Annotated in this window: 17 protein-coding genes; 7 read left to right on the top strand and 10 right to left on the bottom strand. The window is 66.9% G+C overall.

All coding sequences use genetic code 11. From position 1 onward, the window contains the following. Window positions 1–60 precede the first annotated feature (60 nt). The 9 genes from BWQ93_RS14125 to purE form a co-directional block, all read right to left on the bottom strand. On the bottom strand, window positions 61–480 hold the full coding sequence (locus tag BWQ93_RS14125; protein ID WP_077031106.1) for a DUF3035 domain-containing protein: 420 nt from the start codon (window positions 478–480) through the stop codon (window positions 61–63). 25 nt (window positions 481–505) lie between these two features. After that, the gene (gene lspA, locus BWQ93_RS14120; RefSeq protein ID WP_077031105.1) at window positions 506–1,036 is read right to left on the bottom strand and encodes a signal peptidase II; all 531 of its coding nucleotides are present in this window, start codon (window positions 1,034–1,036) and stop codon (window positions 506–508) included. Continuing rightward, window positions 1,033–4,119: an isoleucine--tRNA ligase gene (gene ileS, locus BWQ93_RS14115; protein WP_077031104.1), complete on the bottom strand. Its 3,087-nt coding sequence runs from the start codon at window positions 4,117–4,119 to the stop codon at window positions 1,033–1,035. The genes lspA and ileS overlap by 4 nt, the downstream gene beginning before the upstream one ends. A gap of 240 nt (window positions 4,120–4,359) precedes the next feature. Continuing rightward, window positions 4,360–5,406 carry a glycerophosphodiester phosphodiesterase family protein gene (locus BWQ93_RS14110; RefSeq protein ID WP_198040393.1) on the bottom strand — a complete coding sequence of 349 codons (1,047 nt, stop codon included), beginning with the start codon at window positions 5,404–5,406 and terminating at the stop codon, window positions 4,360–4,362. 177 nt (window positions 5,407–5,583) lie between these two features. Continuing rightward, window positions 5,584–6,513 carry a bifunctional riboflavin kinase/FAD synthetase gene (locus BWQ93_RS14105; protein WP_077031103.1) on the bottom strand — a complete coding sequence of 310 codons (930 nt, stop codon included), beginning with the start codon at window positions 6,511–6,513 and terminating at the stop codon, window positions 5,584–5,586. Next, entirely contained in the window at window positions 6,510–7,703 is a 1,194-nt protein-coding gene (locus BWQ93_RS14100) for a dipeptidase (protein WP_077032423.1), read from the bottom strand. Before BWQ93_RS14100 ends, BWQ93_RS14105 begins: the two co-directional genes overlap by 4 nt. Next, a complete protein-coding gene (locus BWQ93_RS14095) occupies window positions 7,703–8,194 on the bottom strand; it encodes a dihydrofolate reductase (RefSeq protein WP_077031102.1) in 492 nt (163 codons plus the stop codon). The genes BWQ93_RS14100 and BWQ93_RS14095 overlap by 1 nt, the downstream gene beginning before the upstream one ends. Further along, on the bottom strand, window positions 8,191–9,270 hold the full coding sequence (locus tag BWQ93_RS14090; protein ID WP_077031101.1) for a 5-(carboxyamino)imidazole ribonucleotide synthase: 1,080 nt from the start codon (window positions 9,268–9,270) through the stop codon (window positions 8,191–8,193). The genes BWQ93_RS14095 and BWQ93_RS14090 overlap by 4 nt, the downstream gene beginning before the upstream one ends. Further along, on the bottom strand, window positions 9,270–9,779 hold the full coding sequence (gene purE, locus BWQ93_RS14085) for a 5-(carboxyamino)imidazole ribonucleotide mutase (RefSeq protein ID WP_077031100.1): 510 nt from the start codon (window positions 9,777–9,779) through the stop codon (window positions 9,270–9,272). The genes BWQ93_RS14090 and purE overlap by 1 nt, the downstream gene beginning before the upstream one ends. Before the next feature lie 188 nt (window positions 9,780–9,967). Here purE and BWQ93_RS14080 point away from each other — a divergent pair, with 188 nt between their 5' ends. From BWQ93_RS14080 to BWQ93_RS14065, 4 genes are all read left to right on the top strand, one after another. Beyond that, window positions 9,968–10,612, top strand: coding sequence for a GGDEF domain-containing protein (locus BWQ93_RS14080; protein ID WP_077031099.1), 645 nt, complete (start codon window positions 9,968–9,970; stop codon window positions 10,610–10,612). Window positions 10,613–10,818: 206 nt separating this feature from the next. Continuing rightward, window positions 10,819–11,148 carry a hypothetical protein gene (locus BWQ93_RS14075; RefSeq protein ID WP_077031098.1) on the top strand — a complete coding sequence of 110 codons (330 nt, stop codon included), beginning with the start codon at window positions 10,819–10,821 and terminating at the stop codon, window positions 11,146–11,148. Window positions 11,149–11,170: 22 nt separating this feature from the next. Further along, window positions 11,171–11,743, top strand: coding sequence for a TMEM165/GDT1 family protein (locus BWQ93_RS14070; RefSeq protein ID WP_077031097.1), 573 nt, complete (start codon window positions 11,171–11,173; stop codon window positions 11,741–11,743). Window positions 11,744–11,840: 97 nt separating this feature from the next. Next, complete coding sequence (locus BWQ93_RS14065; protein WP_083720902.1) at window positions 11,841–12,296, top strand: Dps family protein; 456 nt, start codon at window positions 11,841–11,843, stop codon at window positions 12,294–12,296. A gap of 254 nt (window positions 12,297–12,550) precedes the next feature. Here the strand turns inward: BWQ93_RS14065 and BWQ93_RS21435 are convergent, their stop codons facing one another. Beyond that, complete coding sequence (locus tag BWQ93_RS21435; protein ID WP_077031095.1) at window positions 12,551–13,348, bottom strand: cold-shock protein; 798 nt, start codon at window positions 13,346–13,348, stop codon at window positions 12,551–12,553. 260 nt (window positions 13,349–13,608) lie between these two features. Here BWQ93_RS21435 and BWQ93_RS14055 point away from each other — a divergent pair, with 260 nt between their 5' ends. From BWQ93_RS14055 to BWQ93_RS14045, 3 genes are read left to right on the top strand one after another with little or no spacing between them, the layout of a single operon-like run. Then, window positions 13,609–14,226, top strand: coding sequence for a ribonuclease D (locus tag BWQ93_RS14055; RefSeq protein WP_077031094.1), 618 nt, complete (start codon window positions 13,609–13,611; stop codon window positions 14,224–14,226). Between the two features lie 5 nt (window positions 14,227–14,231). Further along, a complete protein-coding gene (lptC, locus tag BWQ93_RS14050; protein ID WP_077031093.1) occupies window positions 14,232–14,870 on the top strand; it encodes an LPS export ABC transporter periplasmic protein LptC in 639 nt (212 codons plus the stop codon). Continuing rightward, the gene (locus tag BWQ93_RS14045) at window positions 14,867–15,451 is read left to right on the top strand and encodes an LptA/OstA family protein (RefSeq protein WP_083720900.1); all 585 of its coding nucleotides are present in this window, start codon (window positions 14,867–14,869) and stop codon (window positions 15,449–15,451) included. The genes lptC and BWQ93_RS14045 overlap by 4 nt, the downstream gene beginning before the upstream one ends. Window positions 15,452–15,549: the final 98 nt, after the last annotated feature.

Here is a 15,549-nt window from a genome sequence, read left to right as displayed (position 1 = left end):
CTCGCGGAGCAAGAAAAAGGGCGACCGAGGCCGCCCGATTCCTAGGATGGGTCGGCAGCCTTACGCGCCCGGGATCGAGGCGCTGGCGTCGCGGCCGTCGCCTTCGGGGGCGAAGAGGATGTCGCGGGTGACGAGGCCCTTGTCGACGACCTCGGTGGTCGGGCTGCCGACCTGGCTGCGGATGCCGGGGTCGGCGCGTGCGCCGTCGGCGCTGCCGATCACCGCGGCTTCGGTCGTGCTGCGCGGCGCGGCGCCGCCGAAGAGCGCGCGCAGCGTCTGTTCGGCGGTGGTCTCGCCGCCCGGACGCGCGGCGCCGGGGGCCGGCGGGACGAGCGAATAGTCGGGCGGCACGATCAGCGGCGCCTGGCGCGAGACGCGCATTTCGTCGGGGCGGTCGCGGCTGAACAGATTGTTCGACCCGCACGCCGCGAGCGTCGAGGCGGCCAGGGCGGCGCTAAGGATGGCGGTGGTCCGGTTCACTTGAAAAACTCCTGATGCGCCCCGTTTACTCGGCGGCGGGCTTGTCGGTCGACGCGTCCGCCTCGGGCGCCTTTTCGCGCAAGAGCAGCGCGCGCGCAACCAGCAAAAGCACGCCGATGGTGATGCACGCATCGGCGACGTTGAAGATCATGAAGGGGCGGAATTCGCCGAAATGCAGGTCGGCGAAGTCGACGACATAGCCATAGCGCACGCGGTCGACGATATTGCCGAGCGCGCCGCCGAAGATCATCGCGAGCGCGATCACGTCGCCCTTCGCCTTCTCGACCGTCATCCAGAAGGCGACCGCGAGCGCGACGAGCGCGGTGACCGCGACCAGCGTCCAGCGCGTCGTCTCGGTGCAGCTTGCAAACATCGACAGCGAAATGCCGCAATTTTCGGCCCAGCGCAGGTCGAAGATCGGCAGGATCGTGACCACGCGCTTCAGCTCGAGCGACAGCGGGGTGATGACCACCCATTTGCTGAACTGGTCGAGCAGGAAGGCGATCAGCGCGATGAACAGGCCGAACCGGAGGTGCGGCGAACGTTTTCTTGTCATGATCCGCTCAATACCGTCTCGCAGCGATTGCACAAGGCGCCGTCCTCGGCGACCTCGGGCAGGTGGCGCCAGCACCGGCCGCATTTGTAGTTTTCGGTGCGGGTAATTTCGATCGAATGACCGCGCGCATCGCCGTTTGTCGTAACCGTCGACGAGATCAGCACTTCTTCTAGGGCGGCGTTCGAAATCCACTCCAAGCCGGACGTTGCGGAATGAACCCAAACGTCAGCTTCCAAGCTTGACCGGATCGTCTTTTCGCGACGGAGAGGCTCGATTTCCTCGAAGATCTGAGACCGCAAAGAGCGGATTGCGCGCCACCGAATTAGGATGTTGCCAAAGCCTTGTTCGCGGACCGCAGATACTAGCGAAGAGTCCGGCCATTCCAGCAGATGCACGCTACCCGCATCGGGATAGCGCGTGCCCCACACTTCCTCGGCGGTGAAGACCAGCACCGGCGCCGCGTAACGCACCAGCGCGTGGAAGAGCACATCGAGCACGCTGCGGTACGCGCGGCGCGTGGCGGTGCCGAGCGGTGCGGCGGGGCCGAGGTCGCAGTAGAGGACGTCCTTGCGGATGTCGAAATAGAAGGCCGAGAGGTCCTCGTTGCAGAAGTCCGACAGCAGGCGCGTGTAGCTGTTGAAGTCGAAATCATCGACCGCCTGCGCCATCTTCGCGTCGAGATCGGCGAGCAACGAGAGCATATAGCGTTCGAGCTCGGGCATCGCCGCGACGTCGGTGATGCGTTCCTCCTCGCCGAACCCGTCGAGCGCGCCGAGCAGGTAGCGGAAGGTGTTGCGCAGCTTGCGATACTGGTCGGCGACGCCTTTCAGGATCTCGTCGCCGATGCGGTGGTCTTCGGTGAAGTCGACCGACAGCGCCCACAGGCGGATGATATCGGCGCCGTTGGTTTCCATCACCTTGACCGGGTCGGTGGTGTTGCCGACCGACTTCGACTGTTTGAGGCCCTTGCTGTCCATCGTGAAGCCGTGAGTGAGGACGGCCTTATACGGTGCCTGGCCGCGCGTGCCGCAGCTTTCGAGCAAGGACGACTGGAACCAGCCGCGATGCTGGTCGCTGCCTTCGAGATAGAGGTCGGCGCTGTGCGTGCCGCCGTCGTGGCGGACGAGCGCGGGCCAGCGGCCGCTTTCGAGGACGAAGGCGTGGGTGCAGCCCGAATCGAACCAGACGTCGAGAATGTCGACGATGCGCTCATAGTTCGCGGCGTCATAGGCGTCGCCCAGATATTCCTGCGCGCGCGCGTCGTTCCATGCGTCGACGCCGCCCGCCTTCACCGCCGTGACGATGCGATCGTTGACGATCGGGTCGTTCAGATATTGCCCGGTCTTGCGGTCGACGAAGAGCGTGATCGGCACGCCCCAGGCGCGCTGGCGCGACAGCACCCAGTCGGGGCGGTCCTTGACCATCGACCCGATGCGGTTGCGGCCCTTTTCGGGGACGAAGCGCGTGCGCTCGATCGCGTGCATCGCGGCCTGCCGCAGCGTCGGCGCGTCGCAGAGATCCTCCTCATGCGGGTTGATCGCGCCGCCTTCGGACTCCCAGCGCTGCTCGCGCGGCGCCTTGGGCTCGATGTGGGTCATCACCTTGTCCATCGGCACGAACCATTGCGGGGTGCAGCGGTAGATGACCTTGGCCTTCGAGCGCCAGCTGTGCGGGTAGCTGTGCTTGTAGTCGGCGCTGGCTGCGAGCAGCGCGCCGGCTTCCTTGAGGTCCGAGCAGATCGGGCCGTCGGGGGCGTTGAACTTGGGATTGATCACGCTGCCCTGACCGCCGAGCCAGCCCCAGTCGGCGCGGTACTTGCCGTCGCCCTCGACCGCGAACACGGGGTCGATGCCGCTCGCCTTGCAAAGGTCGAAATCATCCTCGCCATGGTCCGGCGACATATGGACGAGCCCGGTGCCGCTGTCGGTGGTGACGAAATCGCCCGCGAGGAAGGGGCGCGGGCGCGCGAAGAAGCCGCCGAGCGCGTGCATCGGGTGGCGGGCGATGGTGCCGGCAAGGTCGGAGCCTGCGATTGAGGCATCTAAGTCCGAGTATGGATCGATGTACTCTTGAACAGCGATTGCGGCGACGTCGACGTCACCGAAGTCGAGCGCCTTTGCTGCCTTGTTGAGCCGATCAGCGAAAGAGGTTGCCAAGTCTTTAGCGACGAGAAACTTGGCGATGCGGTTGACATTGAACGGATATCCCGCCGCCGTCAGAACCTCGTTGACGCGCTTGTCGCCACTCCCCCCAAGACCGATCGTGTCCGCCGTGACGGACAGCAGAACATACTCGATCTCCGGCCCATAAGCCAAAGCCTGGTTGACCGGGATCGTCCACGGCGTCGTCGTCCAGATGACCGCATGCGCGCCGACCAGCTCGGCGATCGGGCTCTCAACGATCTCGAACGCTACGTCGATCTGCGTCGAGACGATATCCTCATATTCGATCTCGGCCTCGGCGAGCGCGGTCTTTTCGACCGGCGACCACATCACCGGCTTGGCGCCGCGATAGAGCATGTCGTTGGCAGCGAATTTGAGCAGTTCGCGGACGATGGTGGCCTCGGCCTCATAATCCATCGTGAGGTAGGGATGGTCCCAATCGCCGCCGATGCCGAGGCGTTTGAGCTGTTCGCGCTGGGTGTCGACCCAATGCTGGGCATAGGCGCGGCATTCGGCGCGGAATTCCTCGACCGGAACCTCGTCCTTGTTGAGTTTCTTCTTGCGATACTGCTCCTCGACCTTCCACTCGATCGGCAGGCCGTGGCAGTCCCAGCCGGGGACGTAAGGCGCGTCCTTGCCCTTCAGCGTCTGGGTGCGGACGACCATGTCCTTGAGGATATGGTTGAGCGCATGGCCGATGTGCATGTCGCCATTGGCATAGGGCGGGCCGTCGTGGAGGATGAACTGCTCGCGGCCCTTGCGGCTGTCGCGAATCTGACCCTCGAGATTGCCCGCGATCCATTTGGCGAGAATCGCCGGCTCCTTCTGCGGCAGGCCGGCCTTCATCGGGAAGTCGGTCTTGGGCAGGAAGACGGTGTCGCGGTAATCGCGCTGTTCGGCGGGTGCGGGCGTGTCAGTCATGGTGCGCGGCGCTTAGCGCAGTTTTGCGTGGGCGCAAAGCTTATGGGGCAGCGTGGCTATGGGTTCACGCGGAGGCGCGGAGACGCGGAGAAAAAGAAAGGGGGGATTCGCGCAGAGGCGCGGAGATCGCGGAGGAGAGAGAAGAAGGGCGGCAAAGCCGTCCTTCACATTTCTCTCCGCGCCTCCGCGCCTCCGCGTGAACCAAAATCTCTGCGGCCTCTGCGCCTCTGCGCGCATTCCTTATTTCTGCCGTGGCTTCAGCGCCGGCCCGATGCTCGCGATGTCCTCGACCCAGATATAGCCGTTGAAGCTCGACGGGATATTGGCGAGCTGGCGGGGATCGGTGAGGCCTTCGTTCGACTTGCCTTTTTCATAGGGGCCGAAGACGATGACGCGGGCGCCGACGCTGTCCATGCGCTGGATCAGGCGGTCGGGCCAGCCCCAGAAGGCCCATTGATAATTGACCGGGATTGCGAGGGTGCCGCCTCGGCAACTTTCGGGGACGATGCCGTTCCAGCCGTAGGTGACATAATCCTTGCTGCACGCCATCGCCTCGGTCTTGAGGTCGAACGCCCAGTTGGTGGGCAGTAATTCGCGCATGCGCTTCACCGGGGCGGCGTGGCCATAGAAGGCGTCGCCGATCTTGGCACTGTCGCGGCCCGCGGCTTTCAGGATCGCGAAGAGCTGGTCGGCCTCGGCGGGGTTCTTCGACTTGAAGTTGAAGAGGATCGGGTGGACGGGGAGCGCCGCGAGCCCCGCCTCGACGGTGGGCATCTTGCCGACGCCCTTGCCGCGCAGCGGGAAGGTCTTGCCGCCGTCGGCGGTGTAGCCATAGCCGATGTCGAGCGCCTGGAGCTCGGCGAGCGTCAGGTCGCGCGTCGCGCCCTTGCCGTCGGTGCGGCAGTCGACGGTCCAGTCGTGGAAGAGGACCATGCGGCCGTCCTTGGTCGGGGCGACGTCGACCTCGACCATCGCGGCGCCGTAACCGACCGCGAGGCGCATCGATTCGGGGGTGTTCTCGAAGATTTCGTGCGTCGGCGGGTTGATATGCTGCGCGGTGCAGGTGTCGCGGCCGACCGCGGCGCGCTTGTCGTAGAGATGGTAGACGCCGCGGTGCGCGATCAGCCTGGGCTTGCCGACCGGATCGGGCGCGAGGAAGCTCGCGTTCGAGAGGGTCGCCCAGGCGACGAAGGCGGCGAAGAGCCACAGCGCGATCTTGGTGCCGCGCTTCATCGGCTTCTTCTTCGGGCCTTCGAGCGCGTCGGCCCAATCGTCGGTCGTCGTCATTTGTGCTCCAATCCCCTCTCCCATTTAGGGAGAGGGCTGCGAAAGCTTGGCAGCTTGCTGCCTAGCTGTAGCTGGGTGAGGGGTTCGGACTTATCGATGGCGCACAGCCCCTCACCCGCTACGACTAACGAACAAGTTCGTAAGTCTCGCTGCCCTCGCCCTAAATGGGAGAGGGGATTAAAGGTGGGCGAGCAAATCGCGCGCGTCATCGCAATCCGCCGCGATCTGCGCCATCAAGGCGTCCATCGTGTCGTATTTGGCCTCGGGCCGGATGAAGGCGTGGAAGGCGATGTCGATTTCCTGGCCGTAGATATCTTCGGCGAAGTCGAAGAAATGCGGTTCGAGCAATTCCTTGGGCGGGTCGAAGCTGGGGCGGATGCCGAGGTTGGCGGCGCCCTTCAGCACGCGCCCGTCGGGCAGGCGCCCGGTGACGGCGTAGATGCCGTAGGCAGGGCGGAGGTAATTGCCCATGTCGATGTTCGCGGTCGGGAAGCCGAGCAGGCGGCCGTTCTTGTCGCCATGCTGGACGATGCCGCGCACGGTGAACGGCCGCGTGAGTAGCCGCGCGGCGGTGGCGCAGTCGCCCGCCTGCAGCGCCTCGCGGATGCGGCTCGACGAGATGACCTCGTTGGTATCGTCGACGGGGGCGACCATCTCGGTGAAGAAGCCGAGGCGGCGGGCGTGGTCGGCGAGCGTCACGACGTCGCCGCCGCGGCCCTTGCCGAAGACGAAGTCGGCGCCGGTCACCACGCCCTTGGCGCCGTAGCGTTCGAGCAGCAGCTGCGCGATGAAATCCTCGGCGGTCGTGCCCGCGAGCGCGGCATCGAAGGGCAGGACGAGCATCGCATCGGCGCCGGCGGCGGCGAACAATTCCTGCCGTTGGTCGAGCGTGGTAAGGCGGAAGGGCGCGGCGTCGGGCTTGAAGAAGCGCACCGGATGCGGGTCGAACGTCGCGACGATCGCCGGGCGGCCCTCGTCGCGCGCATGGCGCACCGCGCGGCCGACGACCGCCTGGTGCCCGGCGTGGAAACCGTCGAAATTGCCGAGCGCGATGACGCCGCCGCGCAGGTCGCCCTCGATACGCCGGTGGCCGTCGAGACGGATCATGGCGCCGAAATCGATCGCGGCGGGGTCAGCGGGACGAGCCCTGCGCCGAGCACGCGGATCGCGTTGCCGCCCATTGCGGCGCGGATCTCGTCGTCGGTGAAGCCCGCGTCGATCAGCGCCTGCGTCACCTGCACCAGCTTCGACGTGTCGAAGCGCACGGTGGTGGCGCCGTCATAGTCGCTGCCGAGCGCGACATGGTCGATGCCGACGAGGTCGCGGACATGCTTCATCGCCTTGGCGATGCTCGCGGGCGAGGTGTCGCACACCGCGGCGTCCCAATAGCCGATGCCGATGAGCCCGCCGGTGGCGGCGACGCCGCGAATCTGGTCGTCGTCGAGGTTGCGGTTGACCTGGCACGTTGCCTGCACCCCGCCGTGGCTCGAGACGACGGGGCGGCGCGCCATTTTGAGGATGTCGGCGACGCAGGCCTTCGAGCAATGCGCGACGTCGACGATCATGCCCTTGGCTTCCATTGCCGCGATCACTTCGCGCCCGAAGGGAGTGAGCCCGCCCTTCTTCAGCCCGTGCATCGACCCCGCGAGGTCGTTGTCGAAGAAATGGGTGAGCCCCGCCATGCGGAAGCCCGCGGCGTAGAGCTTGCCCAAATTGGCGATATCGCCCTCGAGATTGTGCAGCCCCTCGATGCTGAGCATCGCGCCGGTGGTGTGCGGCTTCGCGCGGCGCGCGGCGAAGAGCGCATTCAGTTCCTCGGCGCTGGCGACTGCGCGCAGCTGGCCGTCCGACGCCTTGGCGTCGCGGTGGAGCTTGGTGGCGTGCCAGAGCGAGCGTTCGAGCAACGAATCCCACGTCCGCAGCGGCTGGAGCTGCGCGATCACCAGCCCGGTGATATTGTCGGTGTCGGCGCTATTCGCGTCGTAATTCTGGCCCTTGGGCGACTTGGTCGTGCTCGCGAGGATTTGCAGCGCGACATTGCCTTCCTCGAGCCGCGGCAGGTCCATATGCCCCCGCTCGGCGCGCTTGAGGAAATCGCGGCTCCACAGCAGGCTGTCGCTGTGCAGGTCGACGATGGTCAGCGTCTTGTGCAGCGCCTTCGCGCGCGCGCTGACTTCGGGGAGCGGCTTGCCGTCGATCTTGTTGAGCCCGCGCTCGATGATGCCGGGGGCGAGGGTGAAGAAAGCGAGTGCGGCGAGCGCGACGACGAGCAATATGCCGGTGATCCAGCGGCGCATCATGGCCTCCTGACGAAGGTGACGAAGCTGTAGGCGGGGCGGCCTTCGGCAGCGGGATGATCTTCGCGCGCAGCCTCGGCCCAGTCGGCGGGGTCGGGATAGGCGATCGACGCGTCGCCCGCCGGTTCGAGCGCGACCTCGGTCAGCTCGATGCGGTCGGCTTGCCCCACGAACATCGCGTAGATTTCGGCGCCGCCGATCACCATGACGTGCGGCGCATTGGCGAGGCGCAGCGCCTCCTCGACGGTCGCGACGGGCTCGGCGCCTTCTTCCTGCCAGTCGGGTTCGCGCGTGAGCACGATATGGCGGCGGCCTTCGAGGATCGCGGGCAGGCTGTCGAAGGTCTTGCGCCCCATGATCATCGGGCGGCCCATGGTGAGCTGCTTGAACCGGCGGAGGTCGGCGGGCAGGTGCCAGGGCATCCTGCCGTTCGCGCCGATCACGCCGTTCGCGGCGCGCGCGATGATCAGGGTGATTTCGGGGTGGTTCATGCGGGGTGCGCCCCGACCCAGGTCGCATGGCCGAGCTTGCGGCCTTCGCGCACCTCGGTCTTGCTGTAATGGTGGACGTGGCAATTTTCGTCGGCGAGCAAATCGGGGATTCGCGCGATATCGGCGCCGATCAGGTTTTGCATGACGACGGGCAGCGCGCGGGTCGCGGTGCTGCCGAGCGGCAGGCCGGCGATCGCGCGGATATGGTTCTCGAACTGGCTGGTCACCGCGCCCTCGATCGTCCAGTGGCCGCTGTTGTGCACGCGCGGCGCCATTTCGTTGAATACAGGGCCCGCGTCGGTCGCGAAAAATTCGCCGGTGAGCACGCCGACATAGTCGAGTTCGTTGGCGATGGTCGCCATCATCGCGCGCGCCGCGTCCTGCTGGTCGAGGACGATCGGCGGCGGCGGCAGGCTGGCGGTCGCGAGGATGCCGCCTTCGTGGACGTTGACGGTCGAATCCCAATAGCGGATCTCGCCGTCGATGCCGCGGACGAGGATCACCGAAAATTCATGGTCGAACTGGACGAAGCCCTCGAGGATCGCGGCGTGGCGGCCGATCGTCTGCCACGCGGTCTCGGCGTCGCCGGAGGTCGCGAGCCGTGCCTGGCCCTTGCCGTCATAACCCATGCGCACGGTCTTGAGGATCGCGGGGGCGCCGATCTCCGCCAGCGCGACATCGAGCGCGGCGCGGTCGGGGACCGAAGCGAAGGGCGCGGGGCGACCGCCGAGGTCCGCGACGAAGCTCTTTTCGGCGAGCCGGTTCTGCGCGATCTCCAGCCCGCGGGCGCCGGGATGCACCGCGACATGGCCCGACAGGAAACGCACCGTGTCGACGGGGACATTCTCGAACTCGAAGGTGACGATGTCGCAGGCAGCGGCGAAGGCGGCAAGGCGGGGCTCGTCGTCCCATGCCGCCTGGCTGTGGTGCGTGGTGACCTCGGCCGCGACGCTCTCGGCTTCGGGCGCATAGATATGGACCTTGTAGCCCAGCTGCGCCGCGGCGAGGCCAAGCATGCGGCCGAGCTGGCCGCCGCCCAAGATGCCGATCGTCGAACCCGGTTGCAGCAAAGCGATCAGCCCTCGCGCACGGGGGTGGGGGCGACGCTCTCGGTCTGCGCGGCGCGCCAGGCGTCGAGCCTTTCGGCGAGGTCCGGGTCTTCGTTGGCGAGCAGCGCCGCGGCGAAGAGGCCGGCGTTGGTCGCCCCCGCCTTGCCGATCGCGAAGGTCGCCACGGGCACGCCGCCGGGCATCTGGACGATCGAATAGAGGCTGTCGACGCCGCTCAAGGCCGCCGACTGGACGGGCACGCCGAGCACCGGCACGCGCGTCATCGAGGCGACCATGCCGGGCAGGTGCGCGGCACCGCCGGCGCCTGCGATCACCGCCTTCAGCCCGCGTGCTGCGGCGCTCTTGGCATAGGCGACGAGGCGGTCGGGGGTGCGGTGCGCCGAGACGATCTGCACCTCGTGGGCGATGCCGAATTCCTCGAGGATATGGACGGCATGCGCCATGGTGGGCCAGTCCGACTGGCTGCCCATGACCACGCCCACAACCGCTTTGGCCAGCGGCGCCGTATCGCCCATCCCCGTCACTCCCTGCCGCGGCGAGTCACCGCTGCCCCTCCCCCTAGCGGGTGGACCCGATGCGGGCAACGCCATCAAATCGCGGCAGCGTTTACCGATTGGTATCAAGTGCCGTCTAGGGTCGCCGATCAAGGATAGATCGTCGGCACGGGGCCGGCGGCACGGGTTCGCTGCGGGGACGTTTCGGAATGGACAGCATTGGGGGGGCACGGATCGCGGTCGATCATCTGTCGGCCGTCCCCGTCGTCTCCATCGAAGACCAGCTGCGCGAAGTACGGCGCGAGCGCGATGCGCTGCGCCGCGAGAATCGCGTGCTCAAGATCGCGGTCGCCGAACTCGAGCGCGTGTCCGAGCGCGACACGCTGACGCCGCTGTTCAACCGCCGCTATTTCCTGACCGCAATCCACCAGCGCATCGCGCGCTTCGAGCGCCATGCCGAGACCGCCGCGGTGGTCTTTGCCGACGTCAACCAGCTCAAATTCATCAACGACAGCTTCGGCCATGCCGCGGGCGACTTCGCGCTGATCCAGATCGCCGACCGCCTGCTCGGCGCGATCCGTTCGACCGACGTCGCGGCGCGCATCGGCGGCGACGAATTCGGGCTGATCCTCGACCAATCGACCGAGGCCGGCGCGCGCGCGCAGGTGACGCGATTGTGCGAGATACTGGCGGCGGCGCCGGCCTTCTACGACGGGCGCGAGATCGCGCTGTCGGCGTGCTTCGGGGTCGCGATGCTGCAGCCCGACATGACCGAATCGGACATCCTCGCCGCAGCCGACCGCGACATGTACCGCTGCAAGCAGGGGCAAGGCGGGCCGGCGGGACACCGCTAGAGACTGCCGCGATATGCCGCCCATCGCGGCCTGCAAATGGCACCCTTCTGCGCTTCCGGTGCTCACGTACTGAAGTACGCTGCGCGCCGGTTCTCGAACGGGACCATTTTTGGCGCGCGCTGAGCAGCATCTCGCGACAGTCTTTCTAAACCCGCTGTTAACCAATATGGCGCATCGTGGAGCCCTGAAGGACCAGGGGACGCCAGATGTTGCATCACCATGACCCGAGCCATGATATCCAGAGCCGCATCACGGGGCAGATCGGTGCGCTTGCCGAGGCGCTGCCGCATTGCGCGCTGACCCAGATCGTCCAGGGGATCGACGACATCCGCTGCCTCGCGCGCGACAACGGCTTTGCCGCGGTCGAGACGCTGGCGAGCCGGCTCGAATCGGCGGTCGCCGCGGGCGGCTATCGCGCGGCGATCCTGACCTATCTCGACGCGATGAGCGACGCCGCGAGCGCGCCACGCGGGCCGATGCCCCCCGCGATGCAGGAAGCCTGGCTCGCCTCGGTCGCGATGCGCCTCGGCCACTGATCTTTCCGGAAAGTTCGAAGGCATGGATGCGATCATGATCGCGCTGGTCGCGGTGGCGCTGGCCAATGCCGACGGGCGCACCGGGTCGTTCCTGTCAGCGTTGCTGGCGCTGCGCAGCGACCGGCGTATGACCTTCGGCCTTGCGGTCGGTGCTTTCGTGATCAACGCCGTCTTGGCGGCTATCGCGGGGAGCGTCGCCAATGCGATGATCGGGCAGGGCATTGTGTTGCTGCTCGTCGCGTTTGCGCTGGTTTCGGGCGCGGCCGCGCTGCTCTGGCCGGGGCGGCTGGGCCCCGATGCCGAGAGCCTGGCGCGTGCGCCGGTGCCATTGCTGGCGACGCGCATGCTGCTGTCGCAGTTCGGCGACCGCAGCCATTTCCTGATCGGCGCGCTCGCCGCGACCAGCGGCGCAGGGCATTGGGCGGCGGCGGGCGGCCTCGCCGGCTGGATCCTCGCGATGCTGCCCTTCCTCGCCTTCGGTCCCGCGCTCGCCGAGAAGCGCGCGGCAAAGGTCTTGCGCTGGGTCGCGGCGGCGGTGCTGATCGTCTGGGGACTGCGTAGCGCAATGACCGCCTTCGGACTTCTGGGGCAATGATGCGTCCGCTGATCGATTGCGTCGATCATATAATGTGAAAGCCTGCGTGGGAAAACGCCGCCGGGCCTCTTATATGGGTCGGCGAAAGGAGGGTCCGATGCCCGAACATAATCAGCCCAAGGTCGCCGACGCGCTCAACGCGCTGCTCGCCGACAGCTTCGCCCTTTATCTGAAAACGAAGAACTACCACTGGCACGTCCAGGGCCCGCGTTTCCGCGAGCTGCACCTGCTGTTCGACGAACAGGCGACGCAGGTTCTCGCGACCACCGATCTGATCGCCGAGCGCGTGCGCAAGAATGGTGCCGCGACGTTGCGCTCGATCGGCGATGTCGGCCGGCGCCAGGCGATCAAGGACGACGATGCGTCGGGGGTCTCCGCCGAGGCCATGGTGACGACGCTCGCGGCAGACAACCGGACCTTGCTCGCGCAGCTGAAAGAGGTGAAGGCCGCCGCCGAACGCGACGGCGACATCGCGACCAGCGGGCTAGTCGACGCCTGGGCCGACGAGACCGAGCAGCGGATTTGGTTCCTGGAGGCGACGGCGGGGTATTGAGCCAGACTCCGTCCCCTTGTTGGGGAAGGATATGAAGCCTTGCGCCTTTGGCGCTAGGCGGAGTTGGATAAGGGTGAGGCCGCGTCCTTGCGTGGTCGGTTCAGGCCGAGAGCGCACCCCCTCCGCTGCGACTAGGCAGCAAGCTGCCAAGTCTCGCTGCCTCCCCCATCAAGGGGGAGGATCAGTTAATCCCGCCTCCCCAACGAAAAAGGGCGGCCTCGCGGCCGCCCTTTCCCTAACCGTTTGGACCGAAGTCAGTCCTGCGCCGGCTGGATATTCACCGCGGCGAACTTGCCGCGATCGTCGACCTCGATGTCGAAAGCGACGCGGTCGCCTTCCTCGAGGCCGGTCATGCCCGCGCGCTGCACCGCGCTGATGTGGACGAAGGCGTCGGCCTGTCCGTCGTCGCGCGCGATGAAGCCGAAGCCCTTGGTGGTGTTGAAGAACTTCACCGTGCCCGAGGTGCGCTCGCCGGTCAGCTGGCGCCGACCGCGGGCGCCGCCCGGTGCGGGGCGGTCGCCACCGAAGCCGCCGCGGTCGTCGCGGCGCGGCGGGCTGTCCTCGATCGGCATCGGCTCGCCCTCGATCTTCAGATCGATCGCCGAGACCTTGCCATTGCGTTCGACGAGAGTGAAGCCGAGCGGCTGGCCCGAGGCCAAGCCCTGCAACCCCGCCTGTTCGACCGCGCTGATGTGCACGAACACATCCTCGCCGCCGTCGTCGCGCGCGACGAAGCCGAAGCCCTTCGACGGGTTGAAGAATTTGACGGTGCCATTGCCTTCGCCGACGACCTGCGCCGGCATGCCGCCGCCGCGTCCGCCGCCGAAGCCACCACCGCCGCCGCCACGGTCGCCGCCGCCGAAGCCGCCGCCACCGCCGCGATCACCGCCGCCGAAACCGCCCCCACGGTCCCCGCCGCCGAAGCCGCCGCGTCCACCGCCGCCGCCATAGCTGTCGCCGCCATAGGGCGCCGGTTCGAAGCTGTCGAAATTGCCGAAATCATCGCGCTTACCGCGCCCCCGATGGCCACGGCGGTCTTTGTTGAAACTCATTGTCTGATAGTCGCTTTCGGTTCGTCCACGCTCCGTTCATACCGGCTCCTTGCGCCGGACGGAGACGCAGTTCACCCTGGGCACAGACTCGCCCCGTGCCGCTAACGACGCAATATATAACCTAAATGCGAACGTCCTGCGAACAGAAAATTCACGAGGCCCGTCGCGGCCGGAGCAGGGCTCGCCGCATCGCTCCGCTATGCCATAGCGCCGCCGAAACCAGTCATTGAGCCGCAAGGCGGCTTGGCCTAAGGCGAGGCATGACTGTCTATTTCCACGAAGAAGATCTGCCCGAGGGTGCGCTCGGCCCCGGGCCGGTCGCGGTCGATACGGAGACCATGGGGCTCAATCCGCTGCGCGACCGGCTGTGCCTGGTGCAGATCAGCGACGGGTCGGGCGACGAGCATCTCGTGCGCTTCGGCCCCGGCAGCGCCTATGACGCGCCGGTGCTGAAAGCGGTGCTCGGCGATTCTAACCGTTTGAAACTATATCATTTTGCGCGCTTCGACCTCGCTGCGATCGAGCAGGCGCTCGGCGTGATGGCGGCGCCGGTCTATTGCACCAAGATCGCCTCGCGGCTGATCCGCACCTATACCGACCGCCATGGTCTCAAGGAACTGGTGCGCGAACTGCTGGGGCAGGAAGTGTCGAAGCAGCAGCAGTCGAGCGACTGGGGTGCGGCGCAACTCAGCGACGCGCAGCGCGACTATGCGGCGAGCGACGTGCGCTTCCTGCACGCGATGAAGGAGCTCCTCGACGTGCGGCTGGTGCGCGAAGGGCGGATGGAGCTGGCGCAGAGTTGTTTCGATTTCCTGCCGACCCGCGCGCGGCTCGACCTCGCGGGCTGGCCCGAAATCGACATCTTCGCGCATAGCTGATTCGCATGTCCGAACGCGCCGATCATGACCGCACGATGCGCCAGTTGTGGGCGACCAGCGGGTCGAGCCACGACCGGCTGATCCGTATCCTGCGCTTCGGGCTGCCGCTGGTCATCGGCGTGGTCGCGGCGGTGCTGATCTTCTCGCCCTTCACCCAGCGCGCCGAGGTGAGCTTCCTTCTGTCGAAGGACAAGGTCGAGGTGGCGCAGGAGCGGATGAAGGTGACGCGCGCCGAATATCGCGGGCAGGACGGGAAGGGCCAGCCCTTCGCGCTGATTGCGGGGAGCGCGGTGCAGAAAAGCTCGGCCGAGCCGATCGTACGGCTGGATCAGCTGTCGGGGGCGATTCGCCTGGCCGACGGGCCTGCGACGATCGCCGCGGCGCAGGGGCAATATGACATGGACACCGAAAAGGTCGTGGTGCCCGGCACGGTGCAGGTCAAGAGCGCCGACGGCTATCATATCGCCGCGAGTAATGTCGCGGTCGATCTGAAGACGCGAACCCTGGTCGGAACCGGCGGCGTCGCGGGAACATTGAACATCGGCCGCTTTTCGGCCAATCAGCTGTCCGCCGACCTCGACAAGCGGATCGTCCGCCTGTCGGGCAATGCGAAGCTGCGCATCAACCAGGGAGCCCTCAAATGACGTCATCGCCGCGCTTTTTCGGGCGGTCGAGCCTGCTGATCGCGGGCGCCAGCTTCGCGCTGACCAGCCTGGCGATCCTGTCGGCGGGCGCGGGCGGCGACGCGGCGCAGGCGCAGGCGCTCGCCAACCACAACAGCAATGCGCCGGTCGATTTCGACGCGGGCAGCATCGAGGTGCAGGACCGCGCCGACCGCGTGATCCTGGCCGGGGGCGTGCGCGTGACGCAGGCGGGGATGGTCGTCACGTCGCAGCGGATGACCGTCGCCTACAGCCGCCAGGGCGGCACCGACGTCAACCGGCTCGACGCGACCGGCGGCGTCGTGGTGACCAAGGGTGACGAGCGTGCTTCGGGCAATGTCGCGATCTACGACCTCGACCGGCGGCTGATCACGATGGTCGGCAACGTTCAGCTGACCCAGCGCGGCAATCGCCTGAACGGCGGGCGGCTGGTGATCGACCTCAATTCGGGGCGCGCGACGGTCGACGGCCGCGGCGCGGCGCGCGGGCCCGACGGCAATGTCGTGCCAGGAAGCGGCGGGCGCGTGACGGGCACCTTCACGGTACCCGAAAGAAAGCAGTAACCACGCCGCTTTACGCCGCGGCAACCATGGGCTGACAGACAGGAGCGCAGGGACCAGACCATCTGCGGCGCCGGGGGCGACGCCGCCCGGCAAAAGGC

The organism is Sphingopyxis sp. QXT-31, from assembly GCF_001984035.1.
Classification (GTDB): Bacteria; Pseudomonadota; Alphaproteobacteria; order Sphingomonadales; family Sphingomonadaceae; genus Sphingopyxis.
The sequence above is the reverse complement of the archived record's forward strand: the minus strand, read 5'-3'. Positions and strand labels throughout refer to the sequence as shown.

What these genes read in the sequence shown, in the direction of transcription:
- lspA (WP_077031105.1), bottom strand. Translation starts at nt 1,036, where the DNA reads ATGACAAGAAAACGTTCGCCGCACCTCCGGTTCGGCCTGTTCATCGCG.
- ileS (WP_077031104.1), bottom strand. Translation starts at nt 4,119, where the DNA reads ATGACTGACACGCCCGCACCCGCCGAACAGCGCGATTACCGCGACACC.
- BWQ93_RS14110 (WP_198040393.1), bottom strand. Translation starts at nt 5,406, where the DNA reads ATGACGACGACCGACGATTGGGCCGACGCGCTCGAAGGCCCGAAGAAG.
- BWQ93_RS14105 (WP_077031103.1), bottom strand. Translation starts at nt 6,513, where the DNA reads ATGATCCGTCTCGACGGCCACCGGCGTATCGAGGGCGACCTGCGCGGC.
- BWQ93_RS14100 (WP_077032423.1), bottom strand. Translation starts at nt 7,703, where the DNA reads ATGCGCCGCTGGATCACCGGCATATTGCTCGTCGTCGCGCTCGCCGCA.
- BWQ93_RS14095 (WP_077031102.1), bottom strand. Translation starts at nt 8,194, where the DNA reads ATGAACCACCCCGAAATCACCCTGATCATCGCGCGCGCCGCGAACGGC.
- purE (WP_077031100.1), bottom strand. Translation starts at nt 9,779, where the DNA reads ATGGGCGATACGGCGCCGCTGGCCAAAGCGGTTGTGGGCGTGGTCATG.
- BWQ93_RS14080 (WP_077031099.1), top strand. Translation starts at nt 9,968, where the DNA reads ATGGACAGCATTGGGGGGGCACGGATCGCGGTCGATCATCTGTCGGCC.
- BWQ93_RS14075 (WP_077031098.1), top strand. Translation starts at nt 10,819, where the DNA reads ATGTTGCATCACCATGACCCGAGCCATGATATCCAGAGCCGCATCACG.
- BWQ93_RS14070 (WP_077031097.1), top strand. Translation starts at nt 11,171, where the DNA reads ATGGATGCGATCATGATCGCGCTGGTCGCGGTGGCGCTGGCCAATGCC.
- BWQ93_RS14065 (WP_083720902.1), top strand. Translation starts at nt 11,841, where the DNA reads ATGCCCGAACATAATCAGCCCAAGGTCGCCGACGCGCTCAACGCGCTG.
- BWQ93_RS21435 (WP_077031095.1), bottom strand. Translation starts at nt 13,348, where the DNA reads ATGAGTTTCAACAAAGACCGCCGTGGCCATCGGGGGCGCGGTAAGCGC.
- BWQ93_RS14055 (WP_077031094.1), top strand. Translation starts at nt 13,609, where the DNA reads ATGACTGTCTATTTCCACGAAGAAGATCTGCCCGAGGGTGCGCTCGGC.
- lptC (WP_077031093.1), top strand. Translation starts at nt 14,232, where the DNA reads ATGTCCGAACGCGCCGATCATGACCGCACGATGCGCCAGTTGTGGGCG.
- BWQ93_RS14045 (WP_083720900.1), top strand. Translation starts at nt 14,867, where the DNA reads ATGACGTCATCGCCGCGCTTTTTCGGGCGGTCGAGCCTGCTGATCGCG.